The sequence below is a fragment of the Streptomyces sp. MBT53 genome (assembly GCF_016654115.1).
GTDB lineage: Bacteria > Actinomycetota > Actinomycetes > Streptomycetales > Streptomycetaceae > Streptomyces.
In genome coordinates, this window is sequence record NZ_JAEQAZ010000006.1 from 26,326 (window position 1) to 43,618 (window position 17,293).

General features: G+C 68.4%; 10 protein-coding genes. 9 read left to right on the forward strand and 1 reads right to left on the reverse strand.

Annotation, left to right across the window (positions count from 1 at the left end):
- Nucleotides 1-39: 39 nt before the first annotated feature.
- From JHN45_RS03865 to JHN45_RS03885, 5 genes are all read left to right on the forward strand, one after another.
- Nucleotides 40-1,749, forward strand: a complete 1,710-nt coding sequence (locus JHN45_RS03865) for an LCP family protein (protein ID WP_201048004.1) — start codon at nt 40-42, stop codon at nt 1,747-1,749.
- A 64-nt stretch (nt 1,750-1,813) separates the two neighbouring features.
- A complete protein-coding gene (locus tag JHN45_RS03870; RefSeq protein WP_234468905.1) occupies nt 1,814-2,080 on the forward strand; it encodes a hypothetical protein in 267 nt (88 codons plus the stop codon).
- Nucleotides 2,081-2,231: 151 nt separating this feature from the next.
- Nucleotides 2,232-5,033: a discoidin domain-containing protein gene (locus tag JHN45_RS03875; protein ID WP_201048005.1), complete on the forward strand. Its 2,802-nt coding sequence runs from the start codon at nt 2,232-2,234 to the stop codon at nt 5,031-5,033.
- Nucleotides 5,034-5,276: 243 nt separating this feature from the next.
- Nucleotides 5,277-8,837: a choice-of-anchor D domain-containing protein gene (locus JHN45_RS53925; protein WP_201048006.1), complete on the forward strand. Its 3,561-nt coding sequence runs from the start codon at nt 5,277-5,279 to the stop codon at nt 8,835-8,837.
- 65 nt (nt 8,838-8,902) lie between these two features.
- Nucleotides 8,903-10,867, forward strand: a complete 1,965-nt coding sequence (locus JHN45_RS03885; RefSeq protein WP_201048007.1) for a discoidin domain-containing protein — start codon at nt 8,903-8,905, stop codon at nt 10,865-10,867.
- Between the two features lie 25 nt (nt 10,868-10,892).
- On the opposite strand, the gene JHN45_RS03890 is transcribed toward JHN45_RS03885, so the two are convergent.
- The gene (locus JHN45_RS03890; RefSeq protein ID WP_201048008.1) at nt 10,893-11,918 is read right to left on the reverse strand and encodes a glycoside hydrolase family 43 protein; all 1,026 of its coding nucleotides are present in this window, start codon (nt 11,916-11,918) and stop codon (nt 10,893-10,895) included.
- A gap of 142 nt (nt 11,919-12,060) precedes the next feature.
- On the opposite strand from JHN45_RS03890, the gene JHN45_RS03895 reads away from it, so the two are divergent.
- The 4 genes from JHN45_RS03895 to JHN45_RS03910 all read left to right on the forward strand — a co-directional run bounded on the left by JHN45_RS03895 (nt 12,061) and on the right by JHN45_RS03910 (nt 17,287).
- Nucleotides 12,061-13,878: an ABC transporter ATP-binding protein gene (locus JHN45_RS03895; protein ID WP_200711147.1), complete on the forward strand. Its 1,818-nt coding sequence runs from the start codon at nt 12,061-12,063 to the stop codon at nt 13,876-13,878.
- A 201-nt stretch (nt 13,879-14,079) separates the two neighbouring features.
- Entirely contained in the window at nt 14,080-15,429 is a 1,350-nt protein-coding gene (locus JHN45_RS03900; RefSeq protein ID WP_201048009.1) for an extracellular solute-binding protein, read from the forward strand.
- Nucleotides 15,426-16,427, forward strand: coding sequence for a carbohydrate ABC transporter permease (locus tag JHN45_RS03905; RefSeq protein ID WP_201048010.1), 1,002 nt, complete (start codon nt 15,426-15,428; stop codon nt 16,425-16,427). Before JHN45_RS03900 ends, JHN45_RS03905 begins: the two co-directional genes overlap by 4 nt.
- A complete protein-coding gene (locus JHN45_RS03910) occupies nt 16,424-17,287 on the forward strand; it encodes a carbohydrate ABC transporter permease (protein WP_200711144.1) in 864 nt (287 codons plus the stop codon). Before JHN45_RS03905 ends, JHN45_RS03910 begins: the two co-directional genes overlap by 4 nt.
- Nucleotides 17,288-17,293 lie beyond the last annotated feature (6 nt).

The following is a 17,293-nucleotide window of genomic DNA, read 5'->3' on the forward strand; positions in this document are numbered from 1 at the left end:
GGTCGGTGCCGGTGTCGGTGACAGCGTAGGGAGTGGTGGATGAGCGACCCCCGGGGCGAGCGGTCCGGCCGTGCGGCCACGCGAGATCGCTCCGGCCTGCCTCACCCACGCAGGACGGACGGAGAACCGGCCCATCGCCCGGGCGGCAGAGCCGCCGCGCGGCAGGCGGCGCGGAACGGTGGTCACGGGGCCCGCCGCCGCGCCAAACCGGTGGCCCGGCGCCGACGGGTCGCCCGCATAGCCCTGATCACGGTGTCGGCACTGATCCTCGTCACCGCCGGAGTCGGCACCTGGCTCTGGGAGCACCTGAACGGCAACATCAACAGCGTTGCCCTCGACGACGGCGCGGGCGGCAAGGAGAAGGCCGACGCCTTCGGCCGGACACCGATCAACCTCCTGGTGATCGGTTCGGACGGCCGGAACAACGCCGCCGACTGCAAACTGGGCGGCGGCTGCGGCTCCGGGAGTTCGACCGTCGGCCACAACGCGGACGTGGAGATGGTGGTGCACGTCTCCGCGGACCGGTCCAACGCCACCGTGATGAGCGTGCCGCGCGACACCATGACCCAGGTGCCCGCGTGCAAGGACCCGGCCAGCAGCCAGGCGACGTCCGGCTACTACGGGCAGATCAACAGCGCGCTGCAGTACGGCCCCGCCTGTCAGGTGACGACCGTGCACCAACTCACCGGCATCACCATCGACCACTTCGTCATGCTCGACTTCGCCGGCGTGGTGAAGATGTCCGACGCGGTCGGCGGCGTCTCGGTCTGCGTCAGCGACAACGTCTACGACACCTACTCGCACCTGAAGCTCGCCAAGGGCACCCACACCCTCAAGGGCGAGGCGGCGCTGGAGTTCGTCCGCTCCCGGCACGGCTTCGGCGACGGCAGCGACCTCGGCCGTACCGTCTCCCAGCACCTCTTCCTCAGTGCGATGATCCGCAAGTTCAAGAGCGCGGGCACCCTGGCCAACCCGGCCAAGGTGTACTCCCTGGCCGACGCGGCGACCAAGGCGCTCACGGTGGACACTGGCCTGGGCAGCGTCGGCAAACTCGTGGACCTGGCGACCGACCTGGACAAGGTCCCCTCCAAGCGGATGACGTTCACCACCATGCAGACCGGGGCCGACCCGGCCAACGCCGACCGTGTCGTCCCGGCGGCCGGTGCCAAGTCCCTGTTCGCCGCCATCGCCAACGACCAGTCCCTGAGCTCGGGCAGCGGCAAGAAGAAAGCATCCGCCTCGCCCTCCACGACCGCGCCGGCCACCGTGCCGGCCGCCGAGGTCGCCGTGAAGGTGGAGAACGGCACCACCATCGGCGGACGCGCCTCCGTCATCGCCAACGCGCTCATCGCCAAGGGCTTCAGCCCCGGCACCAGCACCGGCAACGCACCCGAACAGGCGGCGACCACCCGGCTCACCTACGGCCCCGGCGAGAAGGCCGAGGCCCAGACCGTGGCCTCCGCCCTCGGCCTGTCCACCGCGCACCTCACCCAGAGCACCGCGAGCGGCCTGACCCTCGTCATCGGCGCCGACTGGACCAACGGCACGACGCTCTCGGGCAGTTCCTCGTCCGCCGCGGCACCCGCCGACACCCACGCGGCCGTCTCCAACGCCAACGCCTCGACCGCCGATCAGTCGAAGTCCTGCGCCAAGGTCAGCCCGTACAAGACGGTGTCGTTGAACGGCGTGCCGATGACACCGGCCCAGGCCTACGCGGCGGCGAGCAGCAGGAAGGACTCGGCTTCGTAGCCGACGAAGACCGTCGTAATAATCCCGGCAGAGGTCTTCCCCGCGTCCGTATGATCCTGCCGCGATGAAGAGACGTGTGCAGTTCACCGAGCAGGTCGCGCGGTTCCGTGAGTACATGCCGGCCTCGGACCGGGAGAAGTTCGAGCGCCTTCTCGACCGGATCGTGGCCGACCCGGAGGGCGATGGCAGTCACCTCGCCTACACCACCGACACCGTGACGCGCTCGGCCTGGGAAGACGGCGTGATGGTCCACTTCGTCGTGACGCGCTTCTTCGTGGTCGTCATCGAGCTGGACATCTACGACGCGGCCCGCGGCTTCAACGAGGTGTAGCAACGCGCCATCTTCGTGAATTGCACGTCAGTGCAAGAAACTTACAGATGCTTGCGCAATTCATTCTTTACTTCGTCGGAATCTAGCGGGCTTGATGCATGCTCTGTACGGTCGGGGCGCCGGTTCCCCCCACTCCGTGAAGGAGCCTCAGATGCTGACGAGCCTCAGACCCCGGCGACTGGCGGTGGCCGTCGTCGCCACGGTCGGCGCGATGTGCATGGCCGTCTTACCGGCCGCCGCCACTCAGCAGTCGCCGCCGGCCAAGGCGGCAGCGCACCTGGCGGTGGCCAACTCGACCGCGGGCGCCACAACCCCGTTCGCCGTCTACGAAGCCGAGGCCGGAACCCCCGCCGGCGGCGCTGCCGTCCGGTCACTGACCTCGGCCCCGACCACGCAGTACTCCAGCGCCGCCCTCGAGGCCTCCGGCCATTCCTACGTCCACCTGGACGGCACCGGTCAGTCGGTGCAGTGGACGAACACCACCGGCCGGCCGATCTCCTTCCTCGACGTCCGCGCGAGCATCCCCGATTCGGCGTCCGGCGGTGGCGCCACCGCGACGCTGAACCTCTACGTCAACGGCGTGTTCCGGCAGGCGCTGAACCTCAACTCGCTGCAGAGCTGGGTGTACGAGGGCAACGGCAACTACAACACGAGCGACGACCAGAACCCGGCCGACGGCGACCCGAGGGTCTTCTGGGACGAGTCGCACACCTTCGTCACCGGCTCCCCGATCCCCGCCGGCGCCACCTTCTCGCTGCGCAGGGACTCCGCCAACAGCGCGTCCTTCTACGACATCGACTCCGTCGACGTGGAGAACCCGCCGGCGCCGCAGACACAGCCCGCGAACTCGATCTCGATCACGAGCTGCGGCGCGGTGGCGGACAACACCCCGACCAACGGCGGGGCCGACAGTCAGTCGGTGGACAGCCGGGCCGCCATCCAGAACTGCATCGACCAGGCCGAGCAACAGGGCAGGATCCTGTGGATCCCCCAGGGCACCTTCTATGTGAAGGGCACCGCCGGACTGACCGCGCAGGGCATCACCATCGCGGGCGCGGGGCTCTGGTACAGCACGGTCTACCGTGACGTCCCGGTCCCCAACTCCACACCCCTGGCAGCCCTGTTCGACCTCACGTCCTGCACTGTGCGTGACTTCCACATCGACGCCAACGCCGTCAGCCGGAGCACCATCGGCGGCGACGGCGGCGCGATGGACACCACCGGCACCGACTGGCTGGCCGACGGCATCTGGACCCAGCACACCATGTCGGGCTTCTGGGCCTCCGGCACCGGCGGGACGGTGAAGAACAGCAGGCTGACATCGGTCTGGGCGGACGGGATCAACGTCAACAACGTGTCGCTGGGCGCGGATTCAGGCAACGACCTGACCGTCACCAACAACTTCGTCCGCGGCACCGGGGACGACGCGATCGCCATCAACTCGGTGAACTACAACACCAACGGCGACGGTTCGAAGACCTACTACAACCCGATGACGAATGTCACGGTCAGCGACAACACCTCGATCGCGCCCTGGGGCGGCAAGGGCATCGGCATCTACGGCGGCAGCGGCCACCTGGTCAGGGACAACTACGTTGCCGACACGGCCCGTTACATCGGTCTGGGCGCCGGCCGCTTCGGCGTCAACGGCAGCGACCTGCTCTCCGCGACCGTGACCGGCAACACCGTGGTCCGCTCCGGCGGCAACGCCTACAGCCAGGGCCAGCCCGCCCTGCACATCGGCAACGGCGGCGACGGACAGAACGTCGGCACCGTCGACAAGGTCACGGTCACCGGCAACACCGTCACCGACTCCCTCTACGACGGGATCGGCTTCTCCACTTCCACCAACACCCTGCTCCAGGACAACACCGTCAACAGCCCCGGCCGCAACGGCATTTCGATCTCGCCGCCCTTCTATCCCGCGCCCACCGGCTCCGCGACGATCACCGGAAACACGGTCACCGGACTCGCCCCCGGCACCTCGGCCTTCGTCAACAACTCCACCGGCTTCACCGCCACGTCGAGCGACAACCACTGGCCGCCGCCCGCACCCGAAGGCCCCTACGGCGGCACCCCGGCCGCCGTGCCTGGAACGGTCCAGGCGGAGGACTACGACACCGGCGGTCAGGGCGTCGCGTACAACGTCACCTCCGTCAACGGCAACGCCAACTCCTACCGGGCCGACGGCGTCGACCTCGACAACACCTCGGACACCGGAGGCGGTTACAACCTGGGTTGGACCGATCCAGGACAGTGGTTCCGCTACACGGTCGACGTCGCCACGGCCGGCACCTACACCCTCGACCTGCGCATTGCGGCCCCGACCGCCGTAACCGGCGCGCTGCGCCTGTCGGACGCCACCGGCGCGAACCTCACCGGAGCCGTCGACCTGCCCGCCACCGGCGACTGGCAGACCTGGTCCACCGTGACCACCCGGGTGACCCTGCCCGCCGGCCGACAGATTCTGACGCTCGATCAGGAAACCGGCGGCTGGAACATCAACTCCCTTGCGTTCGCAGCGAGTTCCGACACCCCCAGCACCGATCTCGCCGCAGGCAGGCCCACCGGCGAGTCCAGCCACAACGACGTGTACCCGTCCTCGAACGTCACGGACGGCAACCAGAACACCTACTGGGAGAGCGCCAACAACGCGTTCCCGCAGTGGGTCCAGGTCGATCTGGGCTCGGCCCGGACGGCCTCCCGTGTGGTCCTGCAGCTGCCCGCCGCCTGGGGTGCCCGCACCCAGACCCTGACCCTCGGCGGCAGCACCGACGGCACCGCCTTCACCACCCTGAAGTCCCCGGCCGCGTACACCTTCGACCCGGGCACCGGGAACACCGTCACGCTCACCTTCCCCGCCACCGCCCAGCGCTACTACCGCGTCACCGTCACCGCCAACAACGGCTGGCCCGCGGCCCAGGTCTCCACGTTCCAGATCTGGGCCGCCTGACCTCTGACCCCACCCTCCCCACGTGCCGCCGGACCCTCCGTCCGGCGGCACCGGCATATGCGCGGCCCGCCTGAGATCTTGCGGGTCGCGTTTTTGTTTGTTGCAGAGTTCTGTCTAGTTATTGCGTGATCATGCCTATGTCATTACGGTCCCCCTTGCATCGTCACCAACCCCCCGTCTCTCTCCCCTGCCTGGCGATGCCCGCGGAACAGTTCCGGCATTTCGTGATCAAAGGAGTGGCACGTGTTCCATTCCATCCGAGATCTGAGACGAGCCCTCGTCTGGGCGGTCAGCACCGTGATGCTGGCCGCCGTAGGCGTCTTCGCTCTGGCGGCACCACCCGCCGCGGCGGCGTCGACCGCCACCGGCGGCAGCGGCGCGAGCCTCCCGTACGTCGAGGTGCAGGCGGAGAACTCCGCCACCAACGGCACGAACATCGGCCCGAGTTACACCGCCGGCCAACTCGCCGACGAGGCGTCCTACCGCAAGGCCACGACCCTCCAGGGCACCGGCCAGTACGTCACGTTCACCACACCGGTGGCCACCAACTCGATCAACTTCCGCTACAGCATCCCCGACACCTCGGGCGGCTCGGTGTACACCGCCGCGCTGTCGCTGTACGTCAACGGCGTCAAGCAGCCCGACTTCACCCTGACCAACGCCTACAGCTGGTACTACGGCAGCTACCCCTTCACCAACACCCCGGGCAGCAACCCGCACCACTTCTACGACGAGGCCCACCGCCTGTTCTCCACCACCTATCCGGCGGGCACGACCTTCAAGTTCCAGGTCGACGCGGGCGACACCGCCTCCTCGTACACGATCGACTTCGCCGACTTCGAGCAGGTCGGCGCCGCCCTGACCGCCCCCTCCGGCTCGGTGTCGGTGACCAGCAAGGGCGCCGACGCGACCGGCGTGGCCGACGCGACCAGCGCCTTCAACGCCGCGATCAGCTCGGCGGGCCCCGGCGGCACCGTGTGGATCCCGCCGGGCACGTTCAACATCCCCGGCCACATCAGCGTCAACAACGTCACGATCGCCGGCGCCGGCATGTGGTACTCGACCGTCACCGGCACGGCACCCGGCTTCTACGGCAACTCCGCGCCCAACCCGAGCACCGGTGTGCGCCTGCAGAACTTCGCGATCTTCGGCAATGTGCAGGAACGCGACGACAGCGCCCAGGTCAACGGCATCGGCGGCGCGATGAGCAGCTCCACCGTCTCCAACCTGTGGATCGACCACATGAAGGTCGGCGCCTGGATGGACGGGCCGATGGACGGACTGACGTTCACCGGCATGCGCATCCGGGACACCACCGCCGACGGCATCAACTTCCATGGCGGCGTCACCAATTCGAAGGTGACCAACAGCGACATCCGCAACACCGGCGACGACGGCATCGCCACCTGGGCGGACTCCGCCCTCGGCGCCGACGCCAACGACACGATCTCCAACAACACCGTGTCCCTGCAGATCCTCGCCAACGCCATCGCGATCTACGGCGGCCACGACAACACCGTCAGCGGCAACCGCGTGGTGGACACCGGCATCGCCCAGGGCGGCGGAATCCACGTGGGCCAACGCTTCACGTCCACGCCGGTCGGCACCACCACCATCTCCGACAACACCATGGTCCGGGCCGGCAGCCTCGACCCCAACTGGCAGTTCGGCGTGGGCGCGTTGTGGTTCGACGGCAGCCAGGGCGCGATCACCGGCCCCATCAACGTGACCAACGCCCTGATCCAGCAGAGCCCTTACGAAGCGGTCCAGTGGGTCGAGGGCACCATCAGCGGCGTCAACCTCAACAACGTGACCATCGCCGGCACCGGAACCTTCGCCCTCCAGGAACAGACGGGCGGCGCAGCGAAGTTCACCAACGTCACGGCCACCGGCGTCGGTTACTCGAACCCGGTGTACAGCTGCTCGGGCGGCAACTTCGTCGTCACCGACGGCGGCGGCAACTCCGGTATCAGCGGCACGCCTTACTGCGGCACCTGGCCGGCCCCGGTGTATCCGCCCTATCCGCCCGAAGGAGTGACGGCCACTCCCGGCGCGCTCAACTTCGGTTCGGTGGCGACCGGTTCGACCAGTGACGCGCAGACCGCGACGGTCTCCAACCCGACCAACAGCGCCGCGTCCGTCTCCTCGATCTCCACCAGCGGCGACTACTCCCAGACCAATACCTGCGGCTCGTCGATCGCGGCGAACGGCTCCTGCACGGTCAGTGTGAAGTTCGCGCCGACCGCGACGGGCAGCCGTAGCGGCGCATTGACCGTCAACGCGGGCGGGGTCACCAACACGGTCACCCTCTCCGGTACCGGCACCGCGCCGGGGCCGGTGCTGAACACCGACCCGGCGAGTCTGGCCTTCGACGGTACGGTGGTCGGCTTGTCGGCCACCGCGCAGACCGTGAAGGTGACGAACTCGGGCACCGCGTCGGCGACCGTCTCCGGCGTCGCCGCGACCGGTGACTTCAGCCAGACCAACAACTGCGCCACCCTCGCGGTCGGCGCCTCCTGCACGGTGACCGTCGGCTTCAAGCCCACCACGGGCGGAGCGCGCACGGGCAACCTGACCGTCACCAGCAACGCCAACAACAGCCCAACTGTCGTATCCCTGGCCGGAACCGGCATCGACAGCACCACCAACATCGCCGCCGGACGGCCGGCTACGGCGAGTTCGAGCAACAGCCCCTACGTCGCCTCGAACCTCACCGACCCGGACGCCTCGACGTACTGGGAGGGCACGAACGGCTCGTTCCCGCAGTGGGCGCAGGTCGACCTCGGCCAGAACTACAGCGTCGGCAAGGTCGTCCTCAAACTCCCGCCGGCCACGGCATGGTCGGCCCGCACCGAGACCCTCTCGGTGCAGGGATCCACGGACGGCTCCAGCTTCTCCACGATCAAGGCCTCGGCGGGCTACACCTTCGACCCGAACGCCAACGGCAACACGGCGACCATCACGTTCAGCGCGGCCACGGCGCGCTACGTGCGGGTCAACATCAGCGCCAACACGGGCTGGAACGCCGCCCAGTTGTCGGACTTCGAGGTGTTCCCGAGCAGCGGGGGATCCTCCCCGGCGACCCTGTCGGCCAGCCCGACATCGTTGACGTATCCCACCCAGGCGCTCAACACCGCGAGCAGCGCGCAGACGGTCACGGTGACCAACACCGGGACCGCCGCCGCGACCGTCTCCGGCGTCACCACCACGGGCGACTTCGCGCAGAGCAACACCTGCGGGACATCGATCGCGGCGGGTGCCTCCTGCACGGTGGCCATCACGTTCACACCCACCGCGTCCGGCACCCGCACCGGCGAACTCGACATCGCCAGCAACGCGTCGAACGGCACGACCACGGTCGCGCTGACCGGCACCGGAGCCGGCACGGTGAGCCGGAACCTGGCGGCGGGCGCGGCCACCACCGAGTCCAGCCACACCGACGTCTACGCGTCGTCCAACGTGACGGACGGCAACCAGGGCACCTACTGGGAGAGCGCCAACAACGCCTTCCCGCAATGGGTCCAGGTCGACCTCGGCTCCGCGCAGAGCGCCAGCCGCGTCGTCCTCCAACTCCCCGCCACCTGGGGCGCCCGCAACCAGACGCTGTCCCTGTCGGGCAGCACCGACGGCTCCACCTTCACCACCCTGAAGGCGTCCGCCACTTACACCTTCGACCCCGCCACCAACAACACCGTCACCCTCACGTTCATCGCGGCCACCGAGCGGTACCTCCGGGTGAACATCACGGCGAACAACGGCTGGCCGGCCGGCCAGATCTCCGAGTTCCAGGTCTGGAACACCTGACCTGACGCGACGGTGCCGCCGGGCGCACCCGCGCCCGGCGGTCCCCACCACCGAAAGGAGTCGAGATGGGTGTCACCCGCAGAGTCTTCCTGAGGGCCGCGATCGCGGCCACCGCGGTGGGAGCGGCGGAGGCCGTATTCCCCCCGACAGCGTCAGCCGCGAGCTCGCCCGGCGACGTCGTCGGCAAGGTCACCGTCGGCTACCAGGGCTGGTTCGCCTGTATCGGCGACGGCGCGCCCATCAACGGCTGGTGGCACTGGAGCCAGGACTGGGGCCAGCCGCCGTCCCGGAACAACACCAACATCAAGTGCTGGCCCGACGTGCGCGAGTACACGAACACCTACCAGACCTCGTACGCCGCCCTCGGCAACGGCCAGCCCGCCAAGCTGTTCTCCTCCTACGACCAGCAGACGGTGAACACCCACTTCCTGTGGCTGCAGCAGAACGGCATCGACACGGCGGCCCTCCAACGCTTCAACCCCACCGGCGGCGAGGGCCCCACCCGCGACGCCATGGCCACCAAGGTGCGCAGCGCCGCCGAGTCGTACGGCCGGAAGTTCTACATCATGTACGACGTCTCCAACTGGACGAACATGCAGTCCGAGATCAAGACGGACTGGACGAACAAGATGTCGGCGCACACGGCGAGTTCGGCCTACGCGAAGCAGAACGGCAAGCCGGTGGTGTGCATTTGGGGCTTCGGCTTCAACGACCCCAACCACCCCTTCACCCCCGACGCCTGCCTCGACGTCGTCAACTGGTTCAAGGGGCAGGGGTGTTACGTCATCGGAGGCGTCCCGCGCGAATGGCGGACCGGGACCGGGGGCTCACAGTCCGGCTTCCTCGGTGTCTACCACGCCTTCAACATGATCTCGCCCTGGATGGTCGGCGCCATCGGCAATGTCACCGAGGCCGACAACGCGTACACCACCTACACGGTCCCCGACCAGGCCGACTGCAACGCCAACGGCATCGACTACCAGCCCTGCGTCCTGCCCGGCGATGTCTCCGGACGGCAGCGCGCGCACGGCGACTTCATGTGGCGGCAGTTCTACAACGTGGTGCGGGCCGGGGTGCAGGGCATCTACATCTCGATGTTCGACGAGTACAACGAGGGCAACCAGATCGCCAAGACCGCCGAGACCCAGGCCTGGGTGCCGACCGACTCCGGATTCCTCGCCCTCGACGAGGACGGCACCGCCTGCTCCTCCGACTACTACCTGCGCCTGACCGGCGACGGCGGTCGCATGCTCAAGGGCCAGCTCGCGCTGACCCCAACTCGCCCCACCCAGCCGGTGGTTCCGACCGGTGGAGACACCACCCCGCCTGCCGCGCCGGGCGCCCTGACCGTCACCGGACACACCAGCAGCTCCGTCTCGCTGAGCTGGAACACCTCGACCGACAACGTCGGCGTGACCGGCTACCGGATCCTCCGGGTGTCCGGCTCGACCAGCACCCAGGTGGGCACGACAGGCTCAACGTCCTTCACCGTCACCGGACTTGGCGCGTCCACCGCGTACACCTTCGACATCGTGGCCCTCGACGCGGCCGGGAACGTGTCCCAGCCCTCCAACCAGGTCACCGTCACCACCGACCCCCCGTCCGCCACCACCAACCTCGCCCTCCACCGCCCCACTTCGGAGAGCAGCCACACCCAGGTCTACGGCTCGGCCAACGCGACCGACGGCGACACCAACACCTACTGGGAGTCCGCCAACAACGCCTTCCCCCAATGGATCCAGGTCGACCTGGGCGCCGCGACCGGCGTCAGACGCATCGTCCTCAACCTCCCGCCGGCGACGGCCTGGTCCACCCGTACCCAGACCATCTCCGTCCAGGGCGGCACGGACGCCGGCACCTCCACCCAACTCCTCGCCGCGGCGGGTTACACCTTCGACCCGGCGACCGGCAACACCGCGACCCTCACCCTGCCGTCCACGGTCAGCGTCCGCTACGTACGCCTCACCATCTCCGCCAACAACGGCTGGCCGGCCGGACAGGTCTCGGAATTCCAGGTCTTGGGCGCCTGAGGAACGGTGTCCCGACCCGCCCGAGTCAGCCCCCGCCGTCCAGGTCCGTGCGCTGGCGCAGCACCCGCAACTCGCGGTCCAGCAGCTCCACTTCGTACAGCTTTCCGCGGGCGTTCTCGAACGGGCGGTGGACGATCATCGTCAACTGCCCCTCGAACGTGCGGAACAGCATGCCGTGACCGCTGTCCTCCCTTACCAGCGGCCGGTGTTGGCGCCACGGCCCGGTGAGCGCGCCCGACTCCGAGACGGCGTAGGTCTGGACGTAACCGCCGCTCAGGGTGCCGTCCGGGTCGGCCCTGTTCTTCTCGTACGTCGACCAGAGCATGAGCAGGGAACCGTCGGGGGAGTGGTACAGCTGCGGTCCGTCCGTGACGTAGGGCGGGAGTTGGTGCGGGACACCGGCAGGGATCTCCTCGCCGATCCAGGACGCGTCCGAGGCCTTGAACAGGAAGACCGGGTCGCCGATCGTCCCGGTCAGGTCAGGGGCCAGCCGGATCGCCTCCATGGTGCCGTCGACGGTCTGCAGCCACTCGTGCGCGTAGACCATCCACGGCTGTCCGGACGGGTCGACGTACAGCGTGCCGTCCAGGGTCATGAGGTGTTCGGGCGGGGTGGGACGGGCGGGGTCGACCGCGGTGAAGGGGCCCAGCAGGGAATCGGACACGGCCGTGACCGTGCCGCGCCGGTGGTTCGCGAGGGCGAACGGCGTGCCCCATCTGCCGGTTGGCGGTACCGGGAGCGGGCTCTTCTCGTCGTGCAGGGTGGTGAAGAGGTAGTACCTGCCGTTCCAGCGGTGCACCTCCGGCGCCCAACCGCCGTCGCCCGCCCAGAGGTCGAGCTGCTCCGCCGCCAGGAACACCACGTCGGGACACGTCCAGTCGCGCAGGTCGGGACTGCGGTAGACCATCGTGCCGACGCCCTCCACGCCCGACACGGACGGGTCGTTGGACGTGTAGAGGTGATAGGTGCGGGTCTCCTCGTCCGCGACGACGAACGGATCGTGCAACGGCATGTCGGGGAGCCGCAGGGGCTCGCTCACCTGGGTCGCCATGGTGTCACCGTAGGGCTCACATCTCCCGTGCGCATCACCGTTGTTGAGGGAAAAACGCTTGGACCGCACGGCCGCCCGCGCGGGACACTGCCATTCCTGGCCAGCGCCGATGCCGGGCTTCCTTCGACATCACGGGGTAGGGATGGGATCGCCTGAAACGCGCGAGGCCGGGTCGCGCCGGGGCGCGGTGCTCCTCGCACTGCGCTACTACGGACGGGAGTTGGCCCGGCTCCGCCGGTGGACCGCCCCCGGCACACTGCTGCCGGCGGTCGGCAACATCGGCATCAACTACATCGCGCCGCTGATCGTCGCGAAGCTCGTCGGCCGCATCGCCGGCGACACGGGCATCGGCGTCCGCTCGACCCTGCCGTACGTCCTCGGGTTCGCCGGTGTGCTGCTGTTCGCCGAGGTGCTGTGGCGGCTCGGACTGCACTGTCTGAACCGGCTGGACGCGCTCGGCATCGAGCACCTGTATGTGATCGGCATGGACGAACTCTTCGCCAAGGACGCCGCGTTCTTCCACGAGAACTTCGCCGGGTCGCTCACCAAGCGGGTGTTGAGCTTCGCCTCCCGCTTCGAGGAGTTCGTCGACACCATGACCTTCCAGGTGATCGGCAGCCTGGTGCCGCTGCTGTTCGGCTCGGTCGTGCTGTGGCGCTACGAACCGCTGCTCGTCGTAGGGCTGTTGGTGATGATCGCGTTCACCGCCCTGGTCGTGGCACCCCTCATCCGGCGCCGCCAGGCACTCGTCGACCAGCGCGAGGAGGCCATCGCCCGGGTCTCGGGCCATGTCGCCGACAGCCTGATGAACATGGACACCGTCCGCGCGTTCGCCGCCGAGGAACGCGAGGCCGCCGAACACCGTTCCCGCGTCGCCCAGTCACGCCGGCTGACCCTGCGCTCCTGGGACTACGGCAACCTGCGCATCGACACCATCGTCGCGCCACTCTCCGTACTCACCAACGCACTTGGCCTGCTGCTCGCGGTCGCGCTCGGTGGTGGCGAACACGGTGTCGAGGCGGTCGTGGTCGCCTTCACGTACTACTCCAACGCGACCCGGATCATGTTCGAGTTCAACCAGATCTACCGGCGCCTGGAAAGCTCGATGACCGAAGCCGCCCAGTTCACCGAACTGCTGCTGGCCTCGCCCACCGTGCTCGACCCGGACACGCCGGAACCACTGCTGTCCCGCGCCGCCGACGTCCGCTTCGAGAAGGTGACCTTCGCCCACGCGGGCGCCGACACCCTCTTCGACGGGCTCGAACTGAACGTCCCCAGCGGCACGAAGATCGGGCTCGTCGGCCGGTCCGGCGGCGGCAAGACCACGCTCAGCCGGTTGCTCCTGCGCATGACGGACATCGACTCCGGCCGCATCCTGATCGGCGGCCAGGACATCAGCAGGCTGCGCCAGGCCGACCTGCGGAGCCTGATCGCCTACGTCCCGCAGGACCCCGCGATGTTCCACCGCACTCTGCGGGAGAACATCGCGTTCGCCCGGCCCGACGCCACCGACGCCGAGGTCCGCCGGGCGGCCGAGGCGGCGCACGTCACCGAGTTCGCCGACGCGCTGCCGGACGGCTTCGACACGATGGTGGGGGAGCGCGGGATCAAGCTCTCCGGCGGACAGCGCCAACGCGTCGCCCTGGCCCGGGCGATCCTGCGCGACGCACCGATCCTGCTGCTCGACGAGGCCACCAGCGCCCTCGACTCCGAGAGTGAGGTTCTCGTCCAGGAAGCGCTGTGGCGGCTCATGGAAGGGCGGACCGCACTCGTCGTCGCGCACCGGCTGAGCACGGTCGCCGGCATGGACCGGCTCGTCGTCCTCGACCGCGGCCGGATCGTCGAACAGGGCACACACCAGGAGCTGTTGGCGGCCGAGGGCGCCTACGCGAAGCTGTGGCAGCACCAGTCGGGCGGCTTCCTCGACGAGAGCCCCGAGCGCGCCGCCGACCTGCACTGACGTCCCGGACACCGGCCCGGTGTCCGGGATTTCCGGCACACAGATGGACAACCGGTTTCTAGTAAACGGTGTTCCAGGACTGTGTCGTCGAGGTCACCCAGTCTTTTCGAAAGTTCGCCCAAGGTCTTGACGCCGTTTCCAAGCCGGAAGAAGCTCTGCCCCAACGCGTGACAACCGGTTTCTATTGGAGGTGGTGCGGTCATGCACCCACATGCTGGTGCTCCCCTGAGCCGCCGACGATTTCTCGCCCTCTCGGCAACCGGTGCCGCGACCGGCGCGGCGGCGCTCAACGGCTGCGCCCTCCAGGTCTCGACCGGAGTGAGCGGAGCGGGCGAGACCATCACGGTGATGGCGAAGGCCGACGACCTGGGCCCCGACCTGGTCAGGCAGGCCAAGCAGGACACCGGCATCGCCATCAAGCGGGTCGACTACGACATCACCAAGCTGATAGCGATGCTCACCAGCGGCAACCCGCCGGACCTGGTGCGCGGGGTCGGCGCCGTCGACGCCGCGTTCTACGCCGCGCGGGACGTGATGCAGGAACTGGACTCCTACTTCGCCACGAGCAGCGTCCTGCGGCCCGGCGACCTCGATCCCGTCAACGACCTCTGGCGCTACGACGGCAAGGTCCAGGGCAAGGGCCCCCGCTACGGCATGGCCAAGGACTTCTCCCAGGACTCCATGTTCTGGTTCAACACCGCGGCGTTCGACAAGAAGGGTGTCGCCTACCCGTCCGAGGACACCCCCATCACCTTCGACGAGTGGCTGGACCATGCCCAGCACCTCGTACAGCGTTCGAAGGGTCAGACGACCGTCTTCGGCGGCAGCTACAACGGCCTGGTCAAACTCACCCTCATGGCGACCATGACCGCCTCCGCCGGCGGCAGCCTCTTCGCCGACGACTTCTCCAAGGTCGACTTCACCACCCCCGAGGCCCGCAAGGCGCTCGCCTGGTACCTGGACTACTGCCGGCTCAAGGTCGGCCCCAGCCCCGTCCTGCCCGACCCCAACGGCTGGGACGGTCCCACCTACCAGGCCGGCCGGATGGCCATGTCGAACAACGGCTACTGGATGGGCGGCATGATCGGCACCGACAAGAAGCTGGCCGAGGTCTCCCGCCTCGCCCCCGCCCCCGTCTTCGCGGGCGGCCCCCGGATCAGCGCCTGCCAGGGCGGCACCGGCATGTGGATGCCCCGCAAGTCGAAGAACAAGGACGCCGCCTGGCGGGTCTTCGAGTGGTTCTTCGGCGAGGCACCGGCCAAGGCCCGCGCCTCCAGCGGCTGGGGCATCCCCACCCTGAAGTCCCTGCGATCCCTGATGCCCCATCAGGAGGACTTCCAGAAAAGGACGTTGAGCGCACAGCAGAACGAACTGAAGCACTTCTCGGTGGTCGCCGTCTCGCCGTACATCTCGGGCGACGCCTTCGACTCCCTCTTCAACCAGGCGGCCACGCCCGCGATGCAGGGCGAGATGTCCGTCGACCGCCTCGCCGGACGCCTCAACTCGGTCATCAACGAACAGATCAAACGCGGGAAGGAGCAGGTGGGATGACGGTCGACCAGGCCTCCTCGCAGGCCGTCGGACGGCCGCGCCCGACCGCGAAGGCGGGCCGGCCCCGGTCCGCCGCGCGCACCGGGCCCTCCATGACGACGCGCAAGCACCGCGCGTTCTACATGTTCGCCTCGCCGTGGATCGTCGGTTTCTCCCTGCTGACCATCGCGCCCATGGCGTACGCGCTGTGGCTGAGCTTCACCACGTACGACGGCATCTCCCCGCACTGGCACTACGTCGGCCTCGGCAACTACCGCGAGCTGATGGGCGATTCGGTCACCTGGGACGCCCTCGGCCGGGCCGGACTGTTCGCGCTGCTCTCCGTGCCGCTGTCGATCATTGCGGGACTCGCACTCGCCGTCCTCGTCAACCGGCCCCTCAAGGGACGCGGGCTCTTCCGCACCCTGCTCTATCTGCCCGCCGTGGTACCGCCGGTGGGCGCGGGCATCGCCTTCAAGAACCTCTTCGACCAGAACTCCGGTGCCGCCAACGGGGCGTTGACCTTCTTCGGCTTCGACGCGATCGGCTGGCTGGCCGACCCCTACGCCCGCTACGTCCTCGTCATGACGGTGCTCTGGGCGGCCGGCAACATCATGATCATCTCGCTGGCGGGGCTCCAGGACGTGCCCCGCGAACTCCACGAGGCGGCCCGCATCGACGGCGCGAGCGCCTGGCGCACCTTCCGCAGCATCACCGTGCCGCTGCTGTCACCGGTCCTGCTCTTCCAGACCGTGACCGGGGTGATCGCCTCGGTGCAGACCATCATGCCGATGCTGCTCGCCCCCATCGCCGGTACGGGCGGCCTCACTTCGATCCCGCAGTCCAACTACACCTACATGATCCATGTGTTCTCGGAGTACTTCGCGCTCGGCCGCTACGGCTACGCCTCCGCACTGCTGTGGGTGCTCTTCGTCCTGATCCTCGTCGCGACCGGACTCATCTTCAGGTTCACCTCCGGCGTGGTCTTCTACAACGTCGGCCCGGAGGCGCAGAAGTGACCGCCACCAGCGTGAACCCCAAGTCCCCGGCCCGCACGCGGATACGCGTCAACCGGCTCGTCCTCTACACGGCGCTCGTCGTCATCACGGGCCTGTTCCTGGGCCCGTTCGGCTGGCTGATCCTCACCGGCCTCAAGGCGCCGGCCGAGCTGGCCGCCGCACCCGTGCACTGGCTGCCGACACACTTCGAGTGGCACAACTTCGTCGACGCCTACCGGGCCATCGACTTCCTCGGCTACGCCCGCAACTCCCTGATCATCGCGACCATTTACGCCACCCTCGTCACCCTCAGCTCCGCCTGGGTCGGCTTCGGCTTCGCCCGGCTCACCGCGCCCGGCAAGAAGATCCTGTTCGGCATCCTCATCGGCTCGATGATGCTGCCCCAGATGATCACCCTGCTGCCCACCTACCTGATCTTCGCCAAGTTCGGCATGGTGGACACCTATTGGCCGTGGGTGCTGTGGGGCCTGTCCTCCGCCCCCTACCTGGTCTTCCTCTTCCGCCAGTTCTTCGCGGGCCTGCCCCGTGAGTTGGAGGAGGCGGCCATCGTCGACGGCTGCGGCTACGGCGGGATCTTCTGGCGGATCTTCCTCCCGCAGTCCTGGCCGGTCCTCTCGGCGAGCTTCGTCATCGCCTTCACCTGGACCTGGGGCGACTACATCGCGCCCCAGCTCCTGCTCTCCACCGACCACTCCACGCTCGCCGTCGCCGTGATGACCACCTATGTCTCGGCGGCCGGCACCCCCAACACCAACCTCCAGGCCGCGGCCTCCGTGATGTACGTCGTCCCGATCCTGCTGATCTTCCTCGTCGCCCAGCGCGGGTTCGTCGCCGGGATGTCGACTAGCGGACTCAAGTAGCCCTTC

Bases quoted from the DNA above. Each gene is read 5' to 3' on its own strand.
- JHN45_RS03865 (WP_201048004.1), top strand. From the start codon at position 40: ATGAGCGACCCCCGGGGCGAGCGGTCCGGCCGTGCGGCCACGCGAGAT.
- JHN45_RS03870 (WP_234468905.1), top strand. From the start codon at position 1,814: ATGAAGAGACGTGTGCAGTTCACCGAGCAGGTCGCGCGGTTCCGTGAG.
- JHN45_RS03875 (WP_201048005.1), top strand. From the start codon at position 2,232: ATGCTGACGAGCCTCAGACCCCGGCGACTGGCGGTGGCCGTCGTCGCC.
- JHN45_RS03885 (WP_201048007.1), top strand. From the start codon at position 8,903: ATGGGTGTCACCCGCAGAGTCTTCCTGAGGGCCGCGATCGCGGCCACC.
- JHN45_RS03890 (WP_201048008.1), bottom strand. From the start codon at position 11,918: ATGGCGACCCAGGTGAGCGAGCCCCTGCGGCTCCCCGACATGCCGTTG.
- JHN45_RS03895 (WP_200711147.1), top strand. From the start codon at position 12,061: ATGGGATCGCCTGAAACGCGCGAGGCCGGGTCGCGCCGGGGCGCGGTG.
- JHN45_RS03900 (WP_201048009.1), top strand. From the start codon at position 14,080: ATGCACCCACATGCTGGTGCTCCCCTGAGCCGCCGACGATTTCTCGCC.
- JHN45_RS03905 (WP_201048010.1), top strand. From the start codon at position 15,426: ATGACGGTCGACCAGGCCTCCTCGCAGGCCGTCGGACGGCCGCGCCCG.